The following is a 24,417-nucleotide window of genomic DNA, read 5'->3' as shown; positions in this document are numbered from 1 at the left end:
AGGCATATCCTTCACAATTACCACACAGTTGCCCCGGCAGTTTGGCCATCTTTCTGACATATCTTTGATGTAGATCACGCCCCGCAGGCCGCATTCCAACGGCTTTTTAGCCCTTATTCGGCAACTCATGCAGCGATAATGGCATTTCATTCCTCGGCAGCGGCAGTTCATTCCCGATCCGCCATTGGCAACGATCGCCCCCTTTATAATAAGCCCATACCGCAGGGCTCTGGTTGCCTTGCTAATTTTGCCAACGGCAACGCCAATACAGGAAGGAGACCGGCCATGAACAGCAAACCGGCAAATCGCAGCTTAATCGTTCTCGGCACCATCATCTGCCAGATGGGCCTCGGCACTATCTATACCTGGAGCCTGTTCAACCAGCCGCTGGTAGACAAGTTCCACTGGGGCCTTGGCGATGTCGCTACTACCTTCTCGATCACCAGCTTCTTCCTGGCCTTCGCCACGCTGTTCGCCGGTAAGCTACAAGAGCGTTTTGGTATTCGTAATCTGACGCTGGTCTCCGGCGTGCTGGTCGGCCTGGGGTTGATTGCCAGTGCCCACGTGCAATCGCTGGATATGATTTATCTGTTAGCGGGCGTGGTGGTCGGTTTTGCGGTGGGTATCGCTTACATCTCTACGCTGTCCAACCTGATCAAATGGTTCCCGGACAACAAGGGGCTGATTTCCGGTATCTCCGTCGGGGCATTCGGTAGCGGCAGCCTGCTGTTCAAATACGTTAACGCCGCCCTGATTAGCGGTGCCGGAGTCTCTGCCGCCTTCTTCTATTGGGGCGTGATCGTGATGGCGCTGATTGTGCTGGGTTCCATGCTGCTCAAAGAACCGGTACAGGTTAACCAACAGGCTAACCACGGCACGCTGGGCAACGATTACACCGTGCGCCAGATGCTGGCCAGCAAAGAGGCCTATATGCTGTTCGTGATTTTCTTCGCGGCCTGCATGAGCGGCTTGTATCTGATTGGTATCGTTAAAGACATGGGCGTACAGCTGGCAGGGATGGATTTGGCCACCGCCGCCAACACCGTTTCCGCCGTGGCTATCTTCAATACCGCAGGCCGCATCATTCTGGGTACCCTGTCTGATAAAGTAGGCCGTATGCGCGTCATCAGCTTTACCATGCTGGTCACCATTCTGGCGATTGCCGCACTGAGCTTCCTGACGCTGAGCCATACGCTGTTCTTTATCTGCGTCGGCGCGGTTGCCTTCTGTTTCGGTGGCAACATTACCGTCTTCCCGGCGATTGTCGGTGACTTCTTCGGCCTGAAAAACCACAGCAAAAACTACGGCATCATTTATCAGGGCTTTGGTCTGGGCGCGCTGGCAGGGTCGTTTGTGGCCAACCACTTCGGCGGCTTCCACGCGACTTTCATGGTGATGGGTGTGCTGTCGGTGATTTCACTGCTAATTACCCTGTTTATCAAAGCGCCGAAAGCGGTTGAGCAGGAAGAAGAGTCTCACGCAGAGCCAGTATTTGCTAAAGCCAACGGCTAATGGCCCCTCACCCTAACCCTCTCCCACAGGGAGAGGGGACCGATCGAGTGGGTCTGAAAGTACAATATTCATCATGGACTTAGGATTGCTCAGTTATTCACCTTGGATGAGAAGGCAAGTTTGCTGAAATTACCTCTTTACTTCCACCAGAGCTGGGGCTATCAGCTCCCTCTCCCAAAGGGAAAGGGGACCGATCGAGTTGGGCTGAAAGTATCGTGATTCTTCATCAGCACTGGCTGAAGAGACGATCGCAGTTGTTGAGATTATCTCTTTACTTCTAAACGAGCAGGGGCTGACAGCTCCCTCTCCCAAAGGGAAAGGGGACCGATCGAGCTGGGCTGAAAGTATCGTGATTCTTCATCAGCACTGGCTGAAGAGACGATCGCAGTTGTTGAGATTATCTCTTTACTTCTAAACGAGCAGGGGCTGACAGCTCCCTCTCCCTGTGGGAGAGATACCGTCTTGTCGGCTATCCGGCAAGCGGTATTTCCGCATTAAATACCTTTCCTGATTTCACCACACCATAGGCCAGTTGCAGCAGTTTTCGCATCGCCGCACACACTCTCTCTTTGCCCGACTTCCCACGCAACTTCAGCCTTTCTGTCAAGTCCTTAACCACAACATTGTATTGGCCTGCTACTACCGCTGGCATGTATAACGCGCTTCGTAGCTCACTGTGTCCCACTTTCGATAACCGGCTTTTCCCTTTAAACATCCCCGACTCACATCGCTGTGGATTCAGTCCTGCGTACGCCACCAGGGCCTTGCTGCTGGTGAACCGACGCAGGTTTCCAGCAAAGGCCAGCAGGCTGGAGCTCAGCATCTCTCCCACCCCTGGGATGCTTTTTAGCAACTCGCTGTCCCGTTTCAGGTCAGGGTTATCATCGATGTGCTGACTGATTCTCTTCTTCGTTTCTCGTATCAGTTCATCCAACGTGGCGATGTGTTCATTGAGTGAAGGGACGATGACCGCTTCTGCCACCTCCAGGCGATTTTCTTCCATCTGACGCATCTCTTCCAGGTTCTTAAGATGCCTGACCAACGCGGTCAACTGGCGTTCGCTCAATGGGGCTGGGAACCACGGGTCAGGCTGATGCAGTGCGCAGTAGCGGGCTATCATCGCTGCATCGCTTTTGTCCGTTTTGTTCCGGGTCAGTTCTGTATTGCCGAAGGAATGGATACACGCCGGGTTCATCAGACTGACGTGGTAGTTGTTGTCTGCCAGATAAGTGGCCAGTTCCGTGCTGTAGCTCCCAGTGGCTTCCATGCAGACATGACAGTCGCCAAAGCGGCTCAACCAGGCCGCGAACTCGCGGCATCCAGAAGGGGTATTGGCAAACTTTTTGGTTTTATACTTCTGATTTTCCAGCAGTACGGCGACATCAAACTTGAGTTTGGCGATATCAACGCCGACAGGGGTTCTGCGCATTATGGCACTCCATAACCATGTCTGTAATTTATCGCCGGACCATCCTTATATGTGGGTGCTCATAGGCACAGGATACCGTTCGGTCTACAAGGCGACAGGGAAATAGACAGTTGGGGCACAATCTCTCCCACGGGCTCATAGGCACTAGGGTTAGGAGGAGCTCACCAACTATCTCCCGATGATCAGTCGGGGATCTTCTCCGCTAAGGCGGAGAAGATCAAGACATAAGGGTTGGGGTGAGGGGTATCCCCAGCGTCTGCCGCAGATGAGCACCAGCCCCCAGCAGCCCCGGTTGGGAATGGGTGATCATAAACACTGGAATTTCTCGCACGTAGTCTTTAAAGCGGCCCTTGTCTTCAAAAGCAGCGCGGAACCCGGAGGCCTTGAAGAACTCCATAAAGCGCGGCACGATGCCCCCGGCGATATACACCCCGCCAAACGTCCCCAGGTTCAACGCCAGGTTGCCGCCAAACCGCCCCATGATCACGCAGAACAGGGACAACGCACGACGGCAATCGGTACAGCTATCCGCCAGCGCACGCTCGGTGATGTCTTTTGGCTCCAGCTTCTCCGGCAGCCGCTTGTCTGCCTTGACGATGGCACGGTACAGATTCACCAGCCCAGGGCCAGACAGCACGCGCTCCGCAGAGACGTGCCCAACTTCACCACGCAGCACCTCCAGGATGATGTCCTCTTCTTCACTGTTCGGTGCAAAATCTACGTGGCCGCCCTCACCCGGCAGGCTCACCCAGCGGCGGTTTACGTGTACCAGATGCGACACCCCCAGGCCCGTACCCGCACCGTAAACGGCAATTGGTTTATCTTTTTGCGCTTTGCCCCCGCCAAACTGCAACACGTCATCTTCGGACAGCATCGGAATCGCCATCGAAACCGCGGTAAAATCGTTAATCACTTCCAGGTGCTTTAAGCCCAGGCTCTCTTTCATCGCTTTGATGGAGAAGGCCCAGGTGTGATTGGTCATGGCGACCCAATCCTCCGTTACCGGGCAGGCGATGGCGATACAGGCATCCTGAACCTCCAGTTGCAGCTCGGCCAGGTATTGGCGGATCACCGCTTCCAGGCTATCGAACTCCAGACCAGAATAGGTTTTCGCCTGGGCGATCTCGCCCGTCTCGACAGTGCACAGCGCCAGGCGGGCATTGGTGCCGCCAACATCACCTACGAGGGCATAGGTCATCAGTGTTTCTCCCTAAAATGAATAATGCGAAATTGGTTACACTGTAAAATCACGCCGCCCAAACAACAATCGGCATTCTGCGGCCCGCTGCTCAATAGCGATCTCGATCACAAAAATCGTTTCAGCCAGCATAGTTTTCACCGATTTATACCGGCGGTTACAGATTGGCGCAAAAAACATGAGATGAAAGCGATCGCGTGCGGCTACCATTAGCGAAATCGCTCCGTTGGAGCTATATACTATGCAAACCATTCTCTGGGCCTGGCGATTCTGCTGGCTTTACTCTCTGTTTTCCCTGCCAATCAGGGACGTGACAACAAGGGATCCCGCATGCTGCATCCGCGCGCCAATGCTATGTTGGCCTTCGCCCTGCCCGCGATCGTTATCGGTTCCGCCTCCAGCCTGATCCTCATCTTGCTGATGGAAAGTGCCAACGTGCTGCAGAATTTGCTATGGACTCGCCTGCCGGAGCTGCTCAATATCGATAGCCATTCCCCCTGGTGGACCATCGGGATCCTCACGCTGACCGGTATAGCCGTTGGGTTGATCATACGTTTCGTACCGGGCCATGCCGGGCCAGATCCGGCTACCGAATCACTGATCGGCATGCCTTTGCCGCTGGCCGCGGTGCCGGGGTTGGCGTTAGCCTTGATGGTGGGCCTGGCAGGTGGCGTCAGTTTGGGGCCGGAAAACCCGATCACCGCCATCAATGTTGCCCTGGTGGTCGCACTCGGGGCCAGGTTATTGCCAAAGGTGCCAAGGATGGATTGGATCATCCTCGCCGCCGCTGGCACGATTGGCGCAATGTTTGGTACTCCGGTTGCCGCCGCCCTGATTTTCTCGCAAACGCGGGGGGGAAATAACGAAGTCCCTCTGTGGGATCGGCTGTTTGCCCCGCTGATGGCCGCTGCCGCCGGGGCCGTCACTACCCAGATGTTCTTTACCCCGAACTTTGCCCTAGAGCTTGATGCTTACGATGTGACCCGGCTACGCGATATCTTCAGCGGCTCGGTGGTCGCGCTGATCGCTATTGCCCTGGGGATGGTGGCGATCTGGTGCTTCCCACGCATGCACCACATGTTCCATTCGCTGAAAAATCCGGTATTGATGCTCGGGCTAGGCGGTCTGTTGCTGGGTATCCTTGGGGTCATTGGCGGAGATATCACCCTATTCAAAGGGTTGGATGAGATGAAACTGTTGGTGGTCGACGGCAGTTTTACCACCAGCCAACTGCTGGTGATCACCCTGACCAAGCTGGCCGCCCTGGTGGTAGCTGCCGCCAGTGGCTTCCGCGGCGGGCGTATTTTCCCGGCGGTATTTATCGGTGTCGCACTGGGATTGATGTTGCATCAACATGTCCCGGCGGTTCCGGCAGCAATCACCGTTTCCTGTGCCATTATGGGGTTGGTGCTGGTAGTAACTCGCGACGGCTGGCTGAGCCTGTTTATGGCCGTGGCGGTGGTGCCAGAGCTGCACCTGTTACCGATACTGTGCATTGTAATGTTGCCCGCCTGGTTGGTGCTGGCGGGCAAACCGTTGATGCTGGTAGTAAAATACCAGCCTCCGCATGAAGACTAGGCCAGAGCATACTCGGCAGCGGCATGCGCATGAATGGCCGTGGTGTCGAATACCGGCACTGCGGCATCTTGTGCGCTGACCAACAGGCCGATTTCAGTGCAGCCAAAAATGATCCCCTCGGCGCCCTGCTGTTCCAACTTGGCAATAATCCGGCGATATTCATCGCGTGAAGCATCAACGATTTTGCCCAGGCACAGCTCTTCATAAATGATGCGGTGTACGATATCGCGATCGGCAGCGTCCGGCGTAACCACTTCGATAGCAAATTTATCCTGCAAACGCCCACGGTAAAAATCCTGTTCCATGGTAAAGCGCGTGCCGAGTAAGCCGATACGGCGGATATTTTGCTGGCGTACCTGCAATGCCGTGGCATCGGCAATATGGATCAGTGGCAGGCCGCTCGCCTGTTCCACCGCATCCGCCACCTTATGCATAGTGTTGGTACAAATCACAATGGCCTCGGCACCGGCAGCACGCAGCGAAGCGGCGGCCCCTGCCAGCAAACGACCAGCGCCTTCCCAATCACCTTGGTGTTGCAAGCGTTCCACTTCATGAAAATCCACGCTGTAGAGCACGATTTTGGCTGAGTGCAGGCCACCAAGCCGCTGTTTCACCTGCTCGTTGATCATTCGGTAATAGGGGATGGTGGATTCCCAACTCATCCCGCCCAATAATCCCAACACTTTCATTCGGTTCTCCTTGGCTGTGACTCACTATCAACCAGACATTACCCGAGAACGACCTGACTGACGAAGCAATTATTTGCTGTGCGAGTTGCTAACCTTCGCCTGACGCGGCTCAAACCAACGCTGGCGCAGGGTATCGTAGACCCAGTTATACGCCATGGTATAAGGCAGGAAGAACAGGAAGAAACCGATCTCCAACACAAAGGCCTGCCACAACGAAATATTGAGCATGAAGGCGGCTATCGGTAGACCAATCAGCACAAACCCGGCTTCAAAGCCAAAGGCGTGGCCAATACGCACTTTCAGCGTTCTGACCACTCGGCTCACCGGCCACAGCCGATCAAAGATTGAGTTATAGGCGATGTTCCACAGCATGGCGACAGTAGATAACATGATCGCCAGTGCCCCAACCTGCGCCATCGAGCGATTAAGCAACCATGAACCCAAAGGGGCACAGATCATCACGGCGATAGCTTCGAACCCCACGGCGTGAACGATACGTTCAACCAACGACTTGTTTTGCAATTGCATACTTCACCTGTTTTGTGACCATTATTGAAAATGTCAGGTGATTATCATCGGTTTTTTGCGTAGATTAAAAATAGGTTCCATCGATAAAGTAGATACATCATGCGCTATTCCCCAGAAGCCCTACTGGCCTTTGTTGAGGCCGCCGCGTTAGGCTCGTTTTCTGCTGCCGCACGCAGGCTGCGCAAAAGCCAATCCACCATCAGCACCGCCATTGCCAATCTGGAGGCGGATCTTGGGCTGACGCTGTTCGATCGCCAGGCGCGCCAGCCGGTATTGACGGAGGCTGGCCGCAAGGTGCTGGGCCACGTGCAGGAAATTCTCGCAGCCAGCGAGCGACTCGATGCGCTGAGCATCCGCTTGGGGGACAATATCGAACCACGGCTGACCATCGTATTTTCCGATACCTATCAGCCCAACCATCACGACAACCTGCTGAAACATTTCGAGCGACGTTATCAGGATATCGAGCTGGAATGTATGATCGCCGAAGGGGAGGATGTGCTGGATCTGCTACAGACCGGCCGCGCTCACTTGGGGATGCTGGCGGTACAACCCACCTATCCCCCCGAGATCGCCGTCTCCAGGCTGCCAGAACAGACTGAAATGGGGCTGTTTGTCGCTCATGACCATCCGCTGACCCGTCTCCCGGCCCTGACACAAGCCCACCTTGCCAGCAGCCGCCAACTTTACCTCAACACCTATACCAGCAACAACGCAACCAAACCGCGCGGGCGAACCTGGTCGGCGCCTAGCTATCTGATGCTGTTGGAGATGGCGGAACAAGGGGCGGGTTGGGCGATACTGCCGCACTGGCTGGTCAAACAGTACGGGCGGCAACGTCTGACAGAGCTGAAAATGCGCGGCTGGCCGCAAACCATCTCGGTCGACGCCGTATGGTCCAAACTCACCCCGCCGGGGCCAGCGGGGCTGTGGTTATTGGATCGCCTGCTGGAAAATGCCACCGATCAAGCCGCCGCATTACGCGATTGAATATATCCATGTTTGGCCGACCAACCCTAAACAGAGGCGATAAGTCATTGGCAGTATGAATAAGTGAGAGACCCATTAGCGTGATCTGGCACTCTGACAACCTTGGTGGAAACGCATACACTGAATATCATTTCCCGCCGTCGATGAGGATCTCTATGGTTTATCAAGCTGAACCTAACCGCTACCAGAATATGGAATATCGCCGCTGTGGCCGCAGCGGGCTGCAACTGCCAGCCGTTTCACTCGGTATGTGGCACAACTTTGGTGATAGCACGCTGTATGACAATGCCCGTAGTCTGGTGCATCGAGCCTTCGATCTTGGCATTACCCACTTCGATCTGGCCAATAACTACGGGCCACCGCCAGGCTCTGCCGAAGAGAATTTCGGCCGTATTCTGCATCAGGATCTCCAGCCTTATCGCGATGAGCTGATTATCTCTTCCAAGGCGGGCTACACCATGTGGCCTGGCCCCTACGGTGACTGGGGATCGAAGAAATACCTAGTCGCCAGCCTGAATCAGAGCCTGCAACGCATGCGGCTTGATTATGTGGATATCTTCTACCATCACCGCCCTGACCCAGATACGCCGCTGGAAGAAACCATGGCGGCGCTGGATTTGATCGTCCGCCAAGGGAAAGCGCTGTATGTCGGATTATCGAATTACCCGGCCGAACGGGCGCGGCAGGCATTTGCCATTTTGCAGCAGCTTGGTACGCCTTGCGTGATCCACCAGCCAAAGTACTCGATGTTTGAACGCTGGGTCGAACCCGAGTTGCTGGATACGCTGGAAGAGCATGGTGTGGGGTCTATCGCCTTCTCACCGCTGGCTGGAGGCATGCTGACTGATCGCTATCTGCAAGGCATTCCGCCTGATTCCCGTGCAGCCAGCGGCAGCCGCTCGCTCACTCCCGAGCAGATTACCGAAGCGAAACTGCAAAAGGTTCGCCAGCTGAATGCGCTGGCAGAACAGCGTGGCCAAAAGCTTTCACAGATGGCGCTGGCCTGGGTGTTGCGTAACGATCGCGTCACTTCCGTTTTGATCGGCGCTAGCAAAGTCAGCCAGATTGAAGATGCGGTCGGCATGTTGGCCAATCGTAAGTTCAGCGCAGAAGAGATCGCCAAGATTGAGCAGATCCTGATGTAATCGCTTACAAGCCGCCGGTGGGTTATCGGCGGTTTTTTTTCACCACTCACCTCAGATAACTCCCAATCCCCGGTATTCCCCATGGCTTTCAGAATTTCCCCAAAGGCGCGGTCGCTCCACGGAGATAGCATCCCTTGGATAAATACCTCATGGATTTTACGCATAGCGTTTAAGAACGAGGGATAACAACCGTTTGCATGGCCAAAACCTATACCCTTTGGATTTCAAGTTGCAGCTAGGCGGCAAGCTTACTCATCCCCAGGAGCTTACTATTGTAAGTGACTGGGGTGAGACAAATCTGTCGGGAACAGATTTGAATGCTGTGCACAGTGGCCCCGAAGGGGTGAGGTCCAGGGATGGACCGAGTAGCTGTGCAGGTAACAACGCTGCAGCTTGAAAGACGATGGGTATATACCGATGAACGTGCTTCATTATCGATACCCGGCCAAGGGAGCCTAAATGTTTAAACCTCTGTTTACCGCAGCCATTCTGGCGGCGCTTTTCATGCCCATCGCCCACATCGCCCATGCCAGCAGCGTCAATATTGATTTGCTGCCGGGGGTCTCGCTGCAGATTGGTGACCAGGACAAACGCGGCAATTACTGGGACGGTTACGATTGGCGCGATCGCGATTGGTGGCATGGCCATCAGGGGCGTGATTTAGGGGAGCGCAGCCGCCGTGGCTACTATTGGGATGGCTATCGCTGGCGTGACCGCGATTACTGGCACAAAAATTACTACTACCATGATGGCCGCTACCGCAAGGCCGATAAATACTACTACAAAAAGTATAAAAAACAGTATCATAAGAACAAGCATCATCACAAACATCATCATCACGATCATGATGATTGACCCCTCACCCCAACCCTCTCCCACAGGGAGAGGGAGCTGTCTGGAGCTTTTGATTAGCTCGTACTGCTTCGGAAAGTGATGCAAGAAGAAGAAAGGCTGGGTAAAGGATGCTAAGTGTTCAACATGCCTCCGGTCTATACACTCCCACAGGGAGAGGGAGCTGTCCGGCGTCGTGAATTAGTCTGTGCTGCTTCGGGAAGTAAGGAGTAAGAACAAGAAAAGCGAGATATTACGCAACGTAATCAATCTGTAATAGGCCAGTTGCTGAGGATCAATGCCATTATTAAGTTGTAGCACATTCAGTCCCCTCTCCCTGTGGGAGAGGGCTAGGGTGAGGGGTAACGCAATTAAAACAGGCTACTGATCAGCAGATAACCGTTGAGCCCAACCACCACCAACACAATCAGTTTACCGAGATTCTGGATCAGACGACCGTTGACCATATCCCCCATCAGTTCACGGTTGCCGGTAAACGCCAGCAGCGGCACCAACGCCAGGGCGATACCAAAGCTCAGCAGCACCTGGCTCAAAACCAGAATACGCGTCGCATCCATCCCCATCATGATGACAATAAACGATGGCATCATGGTGACCACGCGCCGTACCCAGATAGGGATATAGAAGCGGACAAAGCCCTGCATCACCACCTGCCCCGCCAAGGTGCCTACCACGGTAGAAGAGAGACCTGCTGCAACCAGGCTCAGGCCAAAAATGGTGGCCGCCGCATTGCCGAGCAGCGGCTGCAAGGTCAGGTAGGCTTGGTCGAGATCGGTAATGCCGCTGTGGCCGTTGAAATGGAATGCGGCAGCGGCGGTGGCCATCATCGCCAGGTTAACAAAACCGGCAATAGTCATGGCGATCGCCACGTCCAGCTTGGTGGCCGAATAACGTTCGGCTTTAGAGTCTTCACCTGCGGTCTGCGTCAGCGAGGAGTGCAAATAAATCACATGCGGCATGATGGTTGCCCCTAACACCCCCGCAGCAAGAAACACCGCGTCACCATTCGGTAAATCCGGGATCGCCATCCCTCTGAGCAACCCGCTCAGCTGCGGCTGAGAAAACACCAGCTCCACGATATAGGCCATTGCCACAAACAGCAGCAGGCCGCCAATCACCAGTTCCAGTGGCTTTTGCCCGCGTTTTTGCAGCATCAGGATCAGGAAGGTGGCAATGCCGGTGAGGACTGCCCCCTGTAACAGCGTTACCCCCAGCAGCAGTTTGAAACCGATCGCGGCACCGATAAACTCGGCCAAGTCGGTGGCCATCGCGATAATCTCCGCCTGCACCCAATAGGCCCATACGGCCGGGCGCGGGAAGCGATCGCGGATATGTTCAGCAAGGTTTTTACCGGTAGCAATACCGAGTTTGGCAGACAGCAGTTGGATCAGCATCGCCATGACGTTGGCCCAGACCACCACCCACAGCAGCGTATAACCAAAAGAAGCGCCAGCTTGAATATTAGTGGCAAAATTACCGGGGTCGATATAGCCGATGGCGGCGATAAAGGCAGGCCCCATCAGAGAAAGTTTGATCTTTCTGGACGGGCGGCTGGAGGACGTATTGTTAACCGCGCGACTGTTCAGCATAGCGAAAACCCTTACTAATTTAGCTCACCTTCATCTTTACCCAAGTGATAATGATTATCAAGTGCATTTGCAGCGATAATGGTTATCTCTGCGATAGCCAAAAACGAAGGTTTTATCGAACAGATCGCCTGAAATCCTGGCGTTTCCATCTACTCTAGATCACAAGGTTCAGAGCGGATCACGCTTGATAATAAAAGTAGCACAAAAATGCCACGAACACGCATATTTATTAACATCTTGATCTTTGGTGCTTTGCCGTCATAGATTAGGACTATCTCCACTATGATTTTCCATATTTGCAATGAATGTCTCGTTTTTAAACTTGGCGTTACATAAAATGACAACCGAAATTCAGCCTGCCTCAAATTTGGAGCAAACATGTCCCATATTGCGCACTTTGCGTTAGCGTTAGTGGTGGTTGCGATCCTGGCCCTGTTAGTATGCCGCGATCGTAAAAACATCCGCATCCGCTATGTTATTCAGTTGTTGGTTATAGAAGTGTTACTGGCCTATTTCTTCCTGAACTCGGAAGCAGGTTTAGGCTTTGTAAAAGGCTTTGCAGCAATGTTCGACAAGTTGCTCGGGTTTGCGGGGCAAGGGACTGATTTTGTGTTCGGCGGGATGGGTGATAAAGGCCTGGCCTTCTTCTTCCTGAAGGTGCTGTGCCCAATCGTGTTCATCTCTGCCCTGATCGGTATTCTGCAATACATCAAAGTGCTGCCGTTTATCATCCGCATCATCGGGACCGTGCTGTCTAAAGTGAACGGTATGGGTAAACTGGAATCCTTCAACGCCGTCAGTTCGTTGATCCTGGGCCAGTCTGAGAACTTCATTGCCTACAAAGATGTGCTGGGCAAGATGTCCGAAAAACGCATGTACACCATGGCCGCTACCGCGATGTCGACAGTTTCCATGTCCATCGTTGGCGCATACATGACCATGCTGGATGCCAAGTATGTAGTGGCGGCGCTGGTACTGAACATGTTCAGCACCTTTATCGTCCTGTCACTGGTCAACCCTTATGACACCAGTAAAGAAGAAGAGCTGCACCTCGGCAATCTGCACGAAGGCCAAAGCTTCTTTGAAATGCTGGGTGAATACATTCTGGCAGGCTTCAAGGTGGCGATTATCGTTGCCGCGATGCTGATTGGCTTTATCGCCCTGATTGCCGCGCTTAACGGCCTGTTCAGCGCCATCTTCGGCCTGAGCTTCCAGGAAATCCTGGGCTACTTCTTCTATCCATTTGCCTGGATCCTTGGCGTGCCTAAGCACGAAGCGTTGCAGGTTGGCAGCATCATGGCGACCAAGCTGGTTTCCAACGAATTCGTTGCCATGATGGAACTGCAGAAAATCGGTGCTGAGCTGTCCCCACGCAGCATGGGTATTCTGTCCGTGTTCCTGGTGTCCTTCGCCAACTTCTCTTCTATCGGTATCGTAGCCGGTGCGATTAAAGGGTTGAACGAGCATCAGGGCAACGTGGTTTCACGTTTCGGCCTTAAGCTGGTTTACGGCTCTACCCTGGTTAGCCTGCTGTCAGCGGCCATCACAGGCTTGGTTCTGGGCTAACAGCTTTAGAATCGACAAGTTCCAGTCTTAAGACGCCCGATGAAGTTTATCGGGCGTTTTTTATGGGAATATTCTCCGCCTTGACGCGTGTGGCTCATATAAAAATACTGGAATTTCATTGATATATGCTGTGTAATGGGTCTTGCCCGATTGCTGTTGATGATCCTGATAACTTCCTGAGATAAAAATGGATACATTGCATAAACCTACCGAGCGCGTCTTGCTGATACTGGAAACTCTGGCGAACGAAGAGGGAATGACTCTCTCCGCGTTAGCGACTAAAACCGGTATTTCCAAAGGGACGATATTCCCAATCCTAAAATCTCTCCTATCGCGCAAGTATATCAATCATAACGAAAAAACTGGGTTATATACGCTGGGTATTTCCTGCGCAGTCTTGGCCAGCGCCACCTTCGAAAAAGAGTATTGGCTCAGGATGATCAACGCAGAAATGCGCAACGTAGTGATTGAATGCAATGAGGTTTGCCAGATGGGGGTGCTGGATGGGGCCCATGTGCTTTACATCGATAAAATCCAGGGTGAGCAGACCGTTCAACTGGTCTCTAAAATAGGTACCAGGCTGCCAGCCATTTTTTCCGCGCTAGGGAAGGCAATGCTATCCCAATGCACGGATGAAGAGATTATGGCGCTTTATCCGAATGGATTTACCCCTGTAACTTCACGCAGCGTGCAGAGCTCGCAGAAATTACGTGAGCAGCTCAATGAAGTCGTTGCCAAAGGCTATGCTATGGACGACAGAGAAATTAACGAAGATACGGTGTGTTTTGCCGTACCGCTGTTGCAAAAAGGGCGAATATTGGCGGCTATCAGCGTTTCGCTGCCTTACTTTAGAGCCACTCAGGAAAAGAATGAGCAGGTTTTAGCGTCCCTACTCCTGGCACGGAAAAAAATAGAAAATACCTTGGACAAATTACCTGAGATAAGCAACTTCTGAGTTATCCCGAGCAATCTCCTCATCAAAAGCGTCATGAAACTTGTGATGCTGCACACAATATAAGCATTTAAACAGCCATAAAATCGCCGTATTTTCGCTTAAAAAAAACTTATCTCATTGATATTTAATGCAAAAACAACACACCCTGAATAATTGACTTCTCTTTAGTCACATGCTTTTCTATGTCTAATTCGTTAATCAGAACGATGTTTGTGTATACGAACAAATGGGAGGCATATGAAAAGCAGTTACCTTACCCCTGTAGTTACGGTGTTTGACGATCGTGGACGGCTTGATCCTGAGCAGAACCTACGTCTGTACGATTACATCAAAGGTTATGTATCTGGGTTTGTTGTGATGGGCAGCACCGGCGAATTTTTCTCGTTGAACATGAAGCTCTCTAAACAGCTCATTCAGTTAGCATCGGAGTTTGATCGTGGCAGCATGAAAGCTTACGCCGGAGCGAGCAGAATGGATATTGCTGAATCCGTAGAGCTTGCCAATTACGCCGAGGAGTGTGGCCTGGACGGCGTAATGATCATCAGCCCCTATTACTTCCGGCTTTCTGATGAAAGTATTTACGCCTTTTACAGTGAGATAGCCCGTCAGACAACGGCTAAGATATTCATTTATAATTTCCCCGATCGTACCGGATACTCGGTAACTCCTGAGGTTTGCCTAAGATTGGCCGACCGTTATCCCAATATTGTGGGCCTTAAGGATACGATCCCAGATACCGCACACACCGCTCAGGTTATCAATAAAGTCAAGGCAGAGATCCCTCATTTTGAAGTCTATGCTGGCTATGATAATAACTTTGCCCACAATGTGTTATCAGGGGGTAACGGGTGTATTGGCGGACTTTCCAATATCTGCCCGGAGGTTTTCCAAGTCTGGATGGCCGCATTTGAGCACGACGACCTCGAATCGGTGGCCATGTATCAAAGAAAAGTCGATGGCTTGATGGATATTTATAACGTCAACGACCCCTTCATTGCGACCTTCAAGAAAACGCTGCAACTCCGTGGCGTTATTGACTCGGTATATTGCACTCGCCCATTCAATGGACTGCAAGACAAACAGACGGAAGAAGTTTTGAAAATCCTGTCCCGAGCCAATATTAGCCTACAACGTTAATCCTATTACGGAGGATTTATGAATACGCTTGCTGCTTATGATAATCCTGAACTGAACTCTGCGATAAAAAAATCCTGGAAACGCTTAGTTCCATTAATGTTTATTCTGTATTTTATTGCATTTCTTGATCGGGTAAACGTGGGGTTTGCCAAGGAGGCGATGCAGGTGGATATCGGCCTGTCAAACTCCGCATTTGCTCTCGGGGCTGGCATATTCTTTGCGGCCTATGCCCTGTTTGGTATTCCCGCCAACCTGATCCTGAATAAGATTGGGGCGCAAAAATGGTTAAGTATCACGACTGCATTCTGGGGCGTGCTTTCTGCGCTGACTGGCCTGGTTCAAACTGAAACACAGTTTATCGTTTTGCGTTTTTTATTGGGTCTGGGGGAAGCGGGTTTCTATCCTGGCATCTTATTACTGGCTTCTATTTACTTCCCTAATAAGGTGAGAGCTTCGGTTGTAGGTATTTTTGTGCTTGGCGTTCCTCTAGCCCTGACGCTAGGTTCCCCTCTCTCTGGTGCCCTGTTGGAAATGCACGGTTTCCTGGGAAAACCGGGTTGGTTCTGGATGTTCTTTATTGAAGGGCTACCGGCAGTATTCATGGGGATCTTTGCCTGGTTTTATCTGGATGACTCACCGGCAAAAGCACGCTTTCTCACCGCCAGTGAAAAGAAAGCCCTCATGGATCAATTGACTCTGGAGCAACAGCAAACCGAAACCAGCAACGTAAGCACGGCGCTTAAAAGCATCAAAGTGTGGCATCTGGCACTGATCTACGGCACGATCCAAATCAGTGTCTACGGCCTGATGTTCTTCTTGCCTTCACAAGTGGCTACGCTGATGGGGTCTACCTTAGGGTTTAAAGAGTCGTTGGTTGCGGCCATTCCCTGGGCCTGTTCAGCCGTAGGTGTTTATTATATTCCGCGCCTTTCAGACAAAATGCCTACCCGACGGGTCAGTATTTCAGTCAGTTGTATGGTGGCTGCAGCCATTGGTTTAGCGGTGTCCGCCTATGCGGGGCCGGTCCTGGCGATAGCCGCATTATCTCTTTCAGCCATTGGTTTCCTCTCGGTACAACCCATTTTCTGGACCTTCCCGCCGCAGATCGTATCGGGCTCAGCATTGGCTGCCTGTATCGGTTTCTGTACCACTATGGGGGCCTTCTGCAGCTTCCTGGCACCCTTGATCCGCGTCGAAGTGGATAAATGGTTTAACAGCGATACCGCTGGGCTGTTGGCATTGTCGTTAATCACGGTGTGTTGTGCGTTATTGATCGCCGGTCTGGCAAAAAGAAAAAACATTGACTCGGTTGCACTGCAACATCATTAACCTCTGATTAATTACCCATAAACGGTTACCAAATAACGAAGGATAATCGAATGCAGACCATCTTGAAAATTGACCCTACAGATAATCTTATTGTTGCCCTGAAGGATTTAAAAAAAGACCAGCGGGTAACTTGGGATCATCAAGAATATATTTTAAACAGCGATGTTAAAGCCAAGCATAAATTTGCAACTCAAGACGTTGCCGTAGGTGACATCGTTTCCCTGTATGGCGTCCCGGTCGGCAAAGCTACTAAGCCAATTGCAAAAGGGGAAGCTGTTACTACCGACAATATCAGCCATTATGCAGCACCGGTCACTCTGGAGGATGAAACGACATACCATTTCGAAAACCCAGATATTTCAGCTTGGCAGAACCTCACATTTCGCGGCATCGTGCGTGACGATGGTCGGGTCGGTACGGCGAATTATTGGTTGGTGATACCGCTGGTATTTTGTGAAAACCGCAACGTTCAAAAAGTCACTGATGCAATGAATGAAGCATTAGGCTACAGCAATAATAACCTGAAGAACTTTGCCCATCAGATTGCTTCTGGTAGCGCTCATTCTCCGGAGGTTTCGCGTCCATTCCCCCATTTGGACGGAGTCAGGTGTATTACCGTGACCTCTGGTTGTGGCGGTGCCACCTCAGACAGTATGACCATGTGCGAGGTATTGGCTGCCTATGCAGACCACCCTAATGTAATGGGGGTGACCGTGTTTGCATTAGGCTGTGAAAAGGCACGGATTGTCGATTTTCAGCAGGCACTTAAGCAACGCAATCCGGCGTTCAACAAACCCACTATCTACTTCAAGCAGCAGGAATGGAGCAGCGAAGAGAAAATGATGCAGGATGCGTTAACCTCTACCTACCATCTCATCCGGGATGCGCCAATAGTGGAACGGGTGGATGTGCCGCTCTCCAGCCTGAAGATCGGTGTTAAATGTGGGGCCTCTGACGGTTTCTCAGGGATAAGCGCCAACCCGGCCATGGGAGTGGTATCCGACCGGTTGATTGCCCTCGGTGGAGCTTCAGGGTTGGCAGAATTCCCGGAATTATGCGGTGCAGAAGGCGATATTGTCAGACGCTGCGTCAGTCTGCCGCTGAAAGAGAAATTTCTTTCATTGATGCAACGCTACGAGGCCGTAGCCAACTTCTTTGATACGTCGATTGCGGATAACCCCAGCCCTGGCAATATTGCCGATGGCTTGATCACGGATGCGATTAAATCTGCGGGAGCGGCCAAGAAAGGAGGCCGGGCACCGATCAGTGCGGTATGTGATTATGCAGAGCCCATGCCGGATGCTGGGCTTTCACTGGTCTGTACTCCCGGGAACGATGTCGATGCGGTTACCGGGCTCGTAGCCGCAGGATGTAACGTCGTGATTTTCTCCACTGGGCTAGGAACGCCTACCGGTAACCCGATTGTGCCAGTATTAAAAATCTCGACCAATTCAGCGATTGCAGCAAGGATGCCTGACATCATTGATTATGACTGTGGCGGCGTTATTGAAGGTCAGTCATTGTCTTCGATTGCCGATGGCCTTTTTACCAAGGTTATCGAAGCCGCCAGCGGCACCTACAAGGTGAAGGCCGAGCGGTTGGAACAGTATGATTTTATGTTGTGGAAACGATCACTGGATCTCTAGCCGAGCTTCTGTGAACAGCAAAAAGCCGACCCAAGGGTCGGCTTTTCAAATGGTGGTGGAGCTAGACGGGATCGAACCGTCGACCTCTTGCATGCCATGCAAGCGCTCTCCCAGCTGAGCTATAGCCCCACAAAAGTGGTACGCGTTAACCGTGCGTTACGGTATTCCCCAACCTTTCTGAGATAAAAGGTTGGTGGAGCTAGACGGGATCGAACCGTCGACCTCTTGCATGCCATGCAAGCGCTCTCCCAGCTGAGCTATAGCCCCAATCCACAATCACGAAATCCTGTGAACGGGGCGCATGATATGAAACCCCAGAAACCCTGTCAACGGCTAAATTGAATTCCTCGATCAAGCGCTGAAAAAGCCGCCAAATCAGCGCGTTTAATGCTAAAAAACCGCCGCTTTGGCCACAAAACAAACCGGCAAGAAAAAAGCCCCGCGAATCGCTTCGCAGGGCTCTGTCGGTTTAGCTGGCAACTAACGGTCAGGCTTGCGCTTCACGCTCGGCAATATAAGCCAATGCCTGATCAATACGCTTGAGGGAGCGTGCCTGGCCGATAGCATGTACGGTAACGTCCATGCCCGGTGACTGGCCAGCGCCAGTGACCGCAACGCGCAATGGCATCCCTACTTTGCCCATACCCACGCCCAGTTCGTCTGCAGTGCCCTGAATGGCGTCGTGCACGTTCTCTGGCGTCCAGTTGGTAATAGCGGCCAGTTTGGCTCGTACTGCCTCCAGCGGCTGGCGCGCGACCGGACGCAGGTGTTTCTTCGCCGCATCGGCGTCAAACTCGCTGAAGTCCTGGTAGAAGTAATGGCAAGACTCAGCCATCTCCTTGAGCGTTTTGCAACGCTCGCCCAGCAGCTTGACCAGATCTTTCAGTTCTGGACCGTTGCGGGTTTCAATCCCCTGCTGCTCAACATGCCATGCCAGATAGACCGCCACTTCTTCCGCTGGCATATGGTTAATGTAGTGATGGTTCAACCACTGCAGCTTTTCGGTGTTGAAGGCGCTGGCGGATTTGTTGATCGCATCCAGGGTGAAGAACTCTTTCATCTCATCAATAGAGAAGATTTCCTGATCGCCATGGGACCAACCCAAACGCACCAGATAGTTCAACAACGCCTGCGGCAGGTAGCCGTCATCACGGTATTGCATCACGCCAACGGCACCGTGGCGCTTAGACAGTTTTTTACCGTCATCACCCAGGATCATCGACACGTGCGCATATTCCGGCACCGGTGCCCCCAGCGCTTTCAGGATGTTGATCTGGCGCGGCGTGTTGTTGATATGGTCTTCACCACGGATCACGTGGGTGATTTCCATATCCCAGTCATCGATCACGACGCAGAAGTTATAGGTTGGCGCACCGTCGGTACGGCGAATGATCAGATCGTCCAGCTCCTGGTTGCTGAATTCGATCGGGCCACGGATTTTATCGTCGAAGATGACCGAACCTTCCTGTGGGTTACGGAAACGTACAACGTGTGGCTCATCGGCAGTGTGGCTGCACTGGCTATCGCGGCAATGGCCGTCATAGCGTGGCTTCTCGCCGTTTTCCATTTGCTTCTCGCGCAGCGCTTCCAGGCGTTCTTTCGAGCAATAGCACTTATAGGCCGTTCCCTGTTGCAGCATTTCATCAATCACCGCGTTGTAGCGATCGAAACGCTTGGTCTGGAAGTACGGGCCCTCATCCCAATCCAGGTTCAACCAGTTCATGCCATCCATAATTGCGTCGATAGCCTCCTGGGTTGAACGTTCGAGATCGGTATCTTCGATACGCAATACAAACTCACCACCGAAATGGCGGCTGAACAACCAGGAATAGAGCGCAGTACGGGCGCCGCCGACGTGCAGATAGCCGGTCGGGCTTGGGGCGAAACGGGTTTTGATTTTCATTGGGTTCACTGCCTTATTACGCAACGCGTGTCAGCGGAGTGCCGACGATTGCTCGGAATGTAAAATAGTGGGCGACATTCTACCACTCCATGCTAATTCCTCAACGCCGACACGCTATCGGCCGCTACGCTTTGCGGCCCACTACGCATGATACTGTGCAAAGAATCGTCCTGGTCGGCGATAAATATCGCATCCTGTCTAAATTTGCGGCGAACGATTGAAATCATTTTAAAAACCGTTGACTCACTTTCAACTATCCCTATAATGCGACTCCAACAAGACGGGGTGATTAGCTCAGTTGGTAGAGCATCTCCTTTACACGGAGGGGGTCGGCGGTTCGAGCCCGTCATCACCCACCATCTTGTTAAAGCAGTAAGAAATGAGAACAATGAGGGTGATTAGCTCAGTTGGTAGAGCATCTCCTTTACACGGAGGGGGTCGGCGGTTCGAGCCCGTCATCACCCACCATCATTCTCTCATTGGGTAGTATCTGGAAGTCCTGAAGTGGGTGATTAGCTCAGTTGGTAGAGCATCTCCTTTACACGGAGGGGGTCGGCGGTTCGAGCCCGTCATCACCCACCATTTCAGCTTCAAAAGCAGTACACCACATTCGTGGGTCGTTAGCTCAGTTGGTAGAGCAGTTGACTTTTAATCAATTGGTCGCAGGTTCGAATCCTGCACGACCCACCACCATTTAGAAAAAGGCGCCTTTAGGCGCCTTTTTCGCATGTGCGCTCCCCACAACAGTGCCGTCTCCCTCACCACATACGCAAAGAAGGGTCGTGTGGGTGAGAACCTGCGTTCAGGTTCGAGTCTCGCTTGCGAGACAACGGCGGCGGCCGGTCATCCTGCACGACCCACCGTACAGGTGCCTAATGTTCGCCCCCAACTCTTTTGCCCCTACCTGAAAACCGCCACCTCAGGCCTCGGTGATATCTCCCTCACCCTAACCCTCTCCCCAAGGAGAGGGAACAGTCCGTGCCACCAGCAATATCGCCTTCAACCTGACTATCGGCGGACGCAAACAGCCAGTCTTCCTGCAAAACTAACCTCCCCAAAAACAAAAAAGGGAGCCGAATAATCAGCCCCCTTCTTCAAATCAACCGCTCAACTCAAACTCAAGCCGCCAACGTCGCCCCACCATCGATCACAATATCCTGCATCGTAATATGGCTAGCCCGGTCAGACGCCAGGAACAGGATCGCATCGGCAATTTCCTGCGGTTGGGCAATCTTGCCCAACGGGATGCCCAACTTAAACTGGTCGGGGAAACCCTTGATCATATTGCTTTCGCCGTGTTCGTCCTGCCACATCCCGCGCAGCATCGGGGTATTGGTCGAACCGGGGGAAACCAGGTTACTGCGTACGCCATAAGGCGCCATTTCCAACCCCACGGTTTGGCACAGGCTGCGCATAGCGGCCTTGGAGGCGCAGTAGGCCGCCATGCCAACACGTGGCACATGGGCCGCGTTAGAGGCAATGCTCACGATGGCCCCCTGCTTCTGACGGCGGAACACCGGCAAGGTATGACGGAACAGGTTAAAGGCACCACCGGCGTTCACCGCCATGCAGGCCAGCCAGTCCGCATTGCTGGTTTCATCGGTCAGCCCCATGCGCAGAACGCCAGCCCCATTGACCAACACGTCTAACCGCTCATGCTCCGCCAATAAACGCTGGCAAACGCTATCTACCGCAGCGGCATCGGTGATATCCAGCACCTCGGTGCGGAACGGATAGTCCAGATCGCCAAAATGCAGATCGAAGCCGATAACCTCGGCCCCACTCTGTGCAAATGCCAATGCGGTTTGATAACCAATCCCCGCCCCGGCACCGGTCACCCAAACACGTTTACCGCTAAATTCCTGTTCTCTAGCCATCAGGTTCTCCTCTCGGAAAGCAACGCCCACCAGCTATCGATCGTGGGTGATTTGGCCAGCGCGATAAAATCGATATCTTCACGAATTTTACGCCAGCGGGTTGCCAACTCCATGATACGCACCGAGTCCAGACCGTAATCGATCAGGTTTTCATCATTGCCGATGTCTTCGCTATCTTCATCGAGCAACGGGATAATTTGCTGGCGCAACGCATCGATGCTGGCAATACCAGGTAGCAGATCGGCGGTAGTCACCACCCGACCACAGCGCCCGGCGGTGTAACGCAGGGCCATCAGGTGTTCCTCACGGGAGAAGTCCGCCAGGCCGTCGGCCACCATAAACGGCTTGATGTTACGCATAAAGGCGTCGATAGCAGTGGTCATACAACCGATATGCGCGTAGACACCGCAGATAATCAGCTGATCGCGCCCACTTTCTTGCAGGATCTCTTGCAGCGGCGAACGGTGGAACGCGCTGTAGCGCCACTTCACCAACACCGTATCGTCAGCATCCGGTGCCAATTCGCTGACCACCGCCTGCTGCTCTGGGTGCTTGTTCAGCCCCGGCCCCCACATATCATTCAACAAGGCACGGTCTTCATCACTTTGCTGGTTAGGCTGCGCGGTATAAAACACCGGGATACCCTGCTGCTTGCAGTAGCGGCGCAGAGCGGCGATGTTCTCGACCACCTGTTTGATCAGCGGGCTATCTTCACCCCAGAAATTGAGAAAATATTGCTGCATGTCGTGGATCAGCAGTGCTGCGCGCTGTGGCTCGAAGGCCCAGTTAACCTTGTTAACCGGCAGATCGCTCGGCGCTGGCAACGCATAATCGTTTAGTTTAGGGATCGCCATGACTTATTCTCCTTTGGCCTGAGCCAGTTGTTGCGCTTCCAGGCGTTCACGCAGCAGTTTTTTATCGACTTTACCGACCGGGGTTAACGGTAGTGACTCAACCTGAATAAAGCGGTCTGGCAATTTAAATTCGGCCACGCCCTGCTCACGCAGATGGCGGCGCAGTACCACGGGTTTAACGGCCTCGTGAGCGATGACAAAGGCACAGCTTTTTTCACCCATCAGATCGTCCGGCATCGACACCAGCGCGGCGTTAATCACCGCCGGGTGGCGCAGCAGCAGGTTTTCAATTTCTTCTGCAGCAATCTTTTCACCACCACGGTTGATTTGGTCTTTCTGCCGCCCTTGTACCTGCACATAACCGTCCGCCGTCAGGCTGATCAGATCGCCGGAACAGTAGAAACCGTTCTCGTCAAAGGCTTCGGCATTATGCTCAGGGCTTTGGTAATAGCCGCGGAAAGTGTATGGGCCACGCGTCATCAAGCGGCCCGTTTCCCCTACCGGCAGCGGATTACCTTGTTCATCTGCCACCCACAGCTCGTCGTCCGGACACATTGGCGTGCCTTGGGTGGTGAGAATGTGTTGGTCGTCGTCATCCAGCAATGTGTAGTTCACCAGCCCTTCAGCCATGCCAAACACCTGCTGCAACTGGCAGCCGATCTCATTGCGTATGCGGGCCGCCAGGGTTTCCCCCAATTTGGCTCCGCCAACCTGCAGCAGCGTCAGGCTGGCTAACGGCTGATTACTTCCCCACTCTTCGATCGCCTGTAGCCACAAAGTAACCGCAGGCGGCACCAGCGCGGTGACCGTGATCTGATGCTGTTCGATCAGTTTGAAACATTGGGCAGCCGCGGGATCGCTGGCAAATACCACCAGCCCGGCACCGTAGAACACCCCCAACACGCCCGGAGAGCTCATTGGGTAGTTGTGTGCCACCGGCAGCGCACACAGATAGCGGGTAGCGCTGTCGAAGCGGCAAATCTCTACGCTGCGGCGAATACTGTAGTAATAATCGTTATGGGTGCGCGGGATCAGCTTCGGCGTACCGGTGCTGCCACCGGAAAGCTGGAAAAACGCCACCCGATCGGCGGCCGTTGGCGTCGGTTCAAAAGCACCTGGCTCCTCTTCCAGCCAAGCAGCCAACGCCTGTTCACCATCGGCCTGATTACGCAGCCCAACCACCCGTAGCGAAGGATGCTGTTCTCTGAATGTATCCAGGAACCGATCCTGCGCGAACAGGGCATGTTCGCGATCGGCAATCAGCAGCGCAGGCTTGATTTGACTGGCATAGGCGTTCAGTTCGCTACGTTGATGGCTGAACAGGGCATTCACCGGCACCACGCCGATTTTCAACAGGGCAAAGAACACCACATAGAATTCAACCACGTTGCCTAGTTGAACCAACGCGGTATCGCCGGATTGTAGCCCGCGCCGTAACAGGGCGGCGGCTAGACGATCGGAAAGCTGTTCCAGTTGGCGATAGCTTAAGCTGCGTTGCGGGTCGATCATGGCAATAGCGTCGTTATCTGCCTGACGGGACAAGATATCGGTCAACGGTCGATCGATCCAATAGCCGCGTTCGCGGTAACGGCGCGCGAACTCTTCAGGCCAGGGGGTAAAAGCAATAGTCATGGGGGACT

General features: G+C 53.1%; 19 protein-coding genes and 6 tRNA genes. 14 read left to right on the top strand and 11 right to left on the bottom strand.

The genetic code is table 11. The annotated features are described in order from the left end of the window. Window positions 1–285 precede the first annotated feature (285 nt). Window positions 286–1,512 (top strand): L-lactate MFS transporter, encoded by a 1,227-nt coding sequence (locus tag ACX9GU_RS08005; protein ID WP_473194408.1) that lies wholly within the window; start codon window positions 286–288, stop codon window positions 1,510–1,512. A 469-nt stretch (window positions 1,513–1,981) separates the two neighbouring features. Here the strand turns inward: ACX9GU_RS08005 and ACX9GU_RS08000 are convergent, their stop codons facing one another. Together ACX9GU_RS08000 and glk are read right to left on the bottom strand one after the other, a co-directional pair. Further along, complete coding sequence (locus ACX9GU_RS08000) at window positions 1,982–2,941, bottom strand: IS110 family RNA-guided transposase (RefSeq protein WP_473192326.1); 960 nt, start codon at window positions 2,939–2,941, stop codon at window positions 1,982–1,984. A 217-nt stretch (window positions 2,942–3,158) separates the two neighbouring features. Further along, on the bottom strand, window positions 3,159–4,142 hold the full coding sequence (gene glk, locus ACX9GU_RS07995; protein ID WP_473195135.1) for a glucokinase: 984 nt from the start codon (window positions 4,140–4,142) through the stop codon (window positions 3,159–3,161). A 327-nt stretch (window positions 4,143–4,469) separates the two neighbouring features. Here glk and ACX9GU_RS07990 point away from each other — a divergent pair, with 327 nt between their 5' ends. Continuing rightward, entirely contained in the window at window positions 4,470–5,717 is a 1,248-nt protein-coding gene (locus ACX9GU_RS07990) for an ion channel protein (protein ID WP_473194407.1), read from the top strand. On the opposite strand, the gene ACX9GU_RS07985 is transcribed toward ACX9GU_RS07990, so the two are convergent. Both ACX9GU_RS07985 and ACX9GU_RS07980 read right to left on the bottom strand, forming a co-directional pair. After that, window positions 5,714–6,406, bottom strand: a complete 693-nt coding sequence (locus ACX9GU_RS07985) for an aspartate/glutamate racemase family protein (RefSeq protein ID WP_473194406.1) — start codon at window positions 6,404–6,406, stop codon at window positions 5,714–5,716. The genes ACX9GU_RS07990 and ACX9GU_RS07985 overlap by 4 nt on opposite strands. A 69-nt stretch (window positions 6,407–6,475) precedes the next feature. Continuing rightward, on the bottom strand, window positions 6,476–6,934 hold the full coding sequence (locus ACX9GU_RS07980; RefSeq protein WP_473194405.1) for a multidrug/biocide efflux PACE transporter: 459 nt from the start codon (window positions 6,932–6,934) through the stop codon (window positions 6,476–6,478). 99 nt (window positions 6,935–7,033) lie between these two features. Here ACX9GU_RS07980 and ACX9GU_RS07975 point away from each other — a divergent pair, with 99 nt between their 5' ends. From ACX9GU_RS07975 to ACX9GU_RS07965, 3 genes are all read left to right on the top strand, one after another. Beyond that, window positions 7,034–7,924, top strand: coding sequence for a LysR family transcriptional regulator (locus tag ACX9GU_RS07975; RefSeq protein WP_473194404.1), 891 nt, complete (start codon window positions 7,034–7,036; stop codon window positions 7,922–7,924). A gap of 155 nt (window positions 7,925–8,079) precedes the next feature. After that, on the top strand, window positions 8,080–9,069 hold the full coding sequence (gene mgrA, locus ACX9GU_RS07970) for an L-glyceraldehyde 3-phosphate reductase (protein ID WP_473194403.1): 990 nt from the start codon (window positions 8,080–8,082) through the stop codon (window positions 9,067–9,069). Window positions 9,070–9,528: 459 nt separating this feature from the next. Next, a complete protein-coding gene (locus tag ACX9GU_RS07965; protein ID WP_473194402.1) occupies window positions 9,529–9,924 on the top strand; it encodes a DUF2502 domain-containing protein in 396 nt (131 codons plus the stop codon). 347 nt (window positions 9,925–10,271) lie between these two features. Here the strand turns inward: ACX9GU_RS07965 and ACX9GU_RS07960 are convergent, their stop codons facing one another. After that, window positions 10,272–11,510 (bottom strand): Nramp family divalent metal transporter, encoded by a 1,239-nt coding sequence (locus ACX9GU_RS07960; protein WP_473194401.1) that lies wholly within the window; start codon window positions 11,508–11,510, stop codon window positions 10,272–10,274. A 378-nt stretch (window positions 11,511–11,888) separates the two neighbouring features. Between ACX9GU_RS07960 and ACX9GU_RS07955 the strand changes: the two genes are divergently transcribed. From ACX9GU_RS07955 to ACX9GU_RS07935, 5 genes are all read left to right on the top strand, one after another. Further along, a complete protein-coding gene (locus ACX9GU_RS07955; protein WP_024485216.1) occupies window positions 11,889–13,076 on the top strand; it encodes a NupC/NupG family nucleoside CNT transporter in 1,188 nt (395 codons plus the stop codon). A 187-nt stretch (window positions 13,077–13,263) separates the two neighbouring features. Continuing rightward, window positions 13,264–14,031, top strand: coding sequence for an IclR family transcriptional regulator (locus ACX9GU_RS07950; protein WP_473194400.1), 768 nt, complete (start codon window positions 13,264–13,266; stop codon window positions 14,029–14,031). 237 nt (window positions 14,032–14,268) lie between these two features. After that, a complete protein-coding gene (locus tag ACX9GU_RS07945; RefSeq protein WP_473194399.1) occupies window positions 14,269–15,168 on the top strand; it encodes a dihydrodipicolinate synthase family protein in 900 nt (299 codons plus the stop codon). 18 nt (window positions 15,169–15,186) lie between these two features. Beyond that, window positions 15,187–16,497, top strand: a complete 1,311-nt coding sequence (locus ACX9GU_RS07940) for an MFS transporter (protein WP_473194398.1) — start codon at window positions 15,187–15,189, stop codon at window positions 16,495–16,497. Between the two features lie 50 nt (window positions 16,498–16,547). Continuing rightward, a complete protein-coding gene (locus tag ACX9GU_RS07935; RefSeq protein ID WP_473194397.1) occupies window positions 16,548–18,143 on the top strand; it encodes a UxaA family hydrolase in 1,596 nt (531 codons plus the stop codon). 53 nt (window positions 18,144–18,196) lie between these two features. Here ACX9GU_RS07935 and ACX9GU_RS07930 read toward each other — a convergent pair. The 3 genes from ACX9GU_RS07930 to gltX form a co-directional block, all read right to left on the bottom strand. Further along, a tRNA-Ala gene (locus ACX9GU_RS07930) sits at window positions 18,197–18,272 on the bottom strand. 62 nt (window positions 18,273–18,334) lie between these two features. After that, window positions 18,335–18,410: transfer RNA gene (locus ACX9GU_RS07925), tRNA-Ala, on the bottom strand. 220 nt (window positions 18,411–18,630) lie between these two features. Continuing rightward, on the bottom strand, window positions 18,631–20,046 hold the full coding sequence (gene gltX, locus ACX9GU_RS07920; protein ID WP_024485217.1) for a glutamate--tRNA ligase: 1,416 nt from the start codon (window positions 20,044–20,046) through the stop codon (window positions 18,631–18,633). A gap of 283 nt (window positions 20,047–20,329) precedes the next feature. Here gltX and ACX9GU_RS07915 point away from each other — a divergent pair. The 4 genes from ACX9GU_RS07915 (at window position 20,330) to ACX9GU_RS07900 (ending at window position 20,736) form a co-directional block, all read left to right on the top strand. Then, window positions 20,330–20,405, top strand: a tRNA-Val gene (locus ACX9GU_RS07915). A gap of 33 nt (window positions 20,406–20,438) precedes the next feature. Further along, a tRNA-Val gene (locus ACX9GU_RS07910) sits at window positions 20,439–20,514 on the top strand. A gap of 38 nt (window positions 20,515–20,552) precedes the next feature. Beyond that, window positions 20,553–20,628: transfer RNA gene (locus tag ACX9GU_RS07905), tRNA-Val, on the top strand. A 32-nt stretch (window positions 20,629–20,660) separates the two neighbouring features. Next, window positions 20,661–20,736, top strand: a tRNA-Lys gene (locus ACX9GU_RS07900). 428 nt (window positions 20,737–21,164) lie between these two features. Here the strand turns inward: ACX9GU_RS07900 and dhbA are convergent. Genes dhbA through ACX9GU_RS07885 form a run of 3 tightly spaced genes read right to left on the bottom strand, consistent with a single transcriptional unit; the run spans window position 21,165 to window position 24,409 of the window. Continuing rightward, window positions 21,165–21,923 (bottom strand): 2,3-dihydro-2,3-dihydroxybenzoate dehydrogenase, encoded by a 759-nt coding sequence (dhbA, locus tag ACX9GU_RS07895; protein WP_473194396.1) that lies wholly within the window; start codon window positions 21,921–21,923, stop codon window positions 21,165–21,167. Then, on the bottom strand, window positions 21,923–22,777 hold the full coding sequence (locus tag ACX9GU_RS07890; protein WP_473194395.1) for an isochorismatase family protein: 855 nt from the start codon (window positions 22,775–22,777) through the stop codon (window positions 21,923–21,925). The genes dhbA and ACX9GU_RS07890 overlap by 1 nt, the downstream gene beginning before the upstream one ends. Before the next feature lie 3 nt (window positions 22,778–22,780). Continuing rightward, a complete protein-coding gene (locus ACX9GU_RS07885) occupies window positions 22,781–24,409 on the bottom strand; it encodes a (2,3-dihydroxybenzoyl)adenylate synthase (protein ID WP_473194394.1) in 1,629 nt (542 codons plus the stop codon). Between the last annotated feature and the right edge of the window lie 8 nt (window positions 24,410–24,417).

This window comes from Serratia sp. K1WW1, from assembly GCF_055790865.1.
This window is presented reverse-complemented; position numbering and strand designations above follow the sequence as displayed.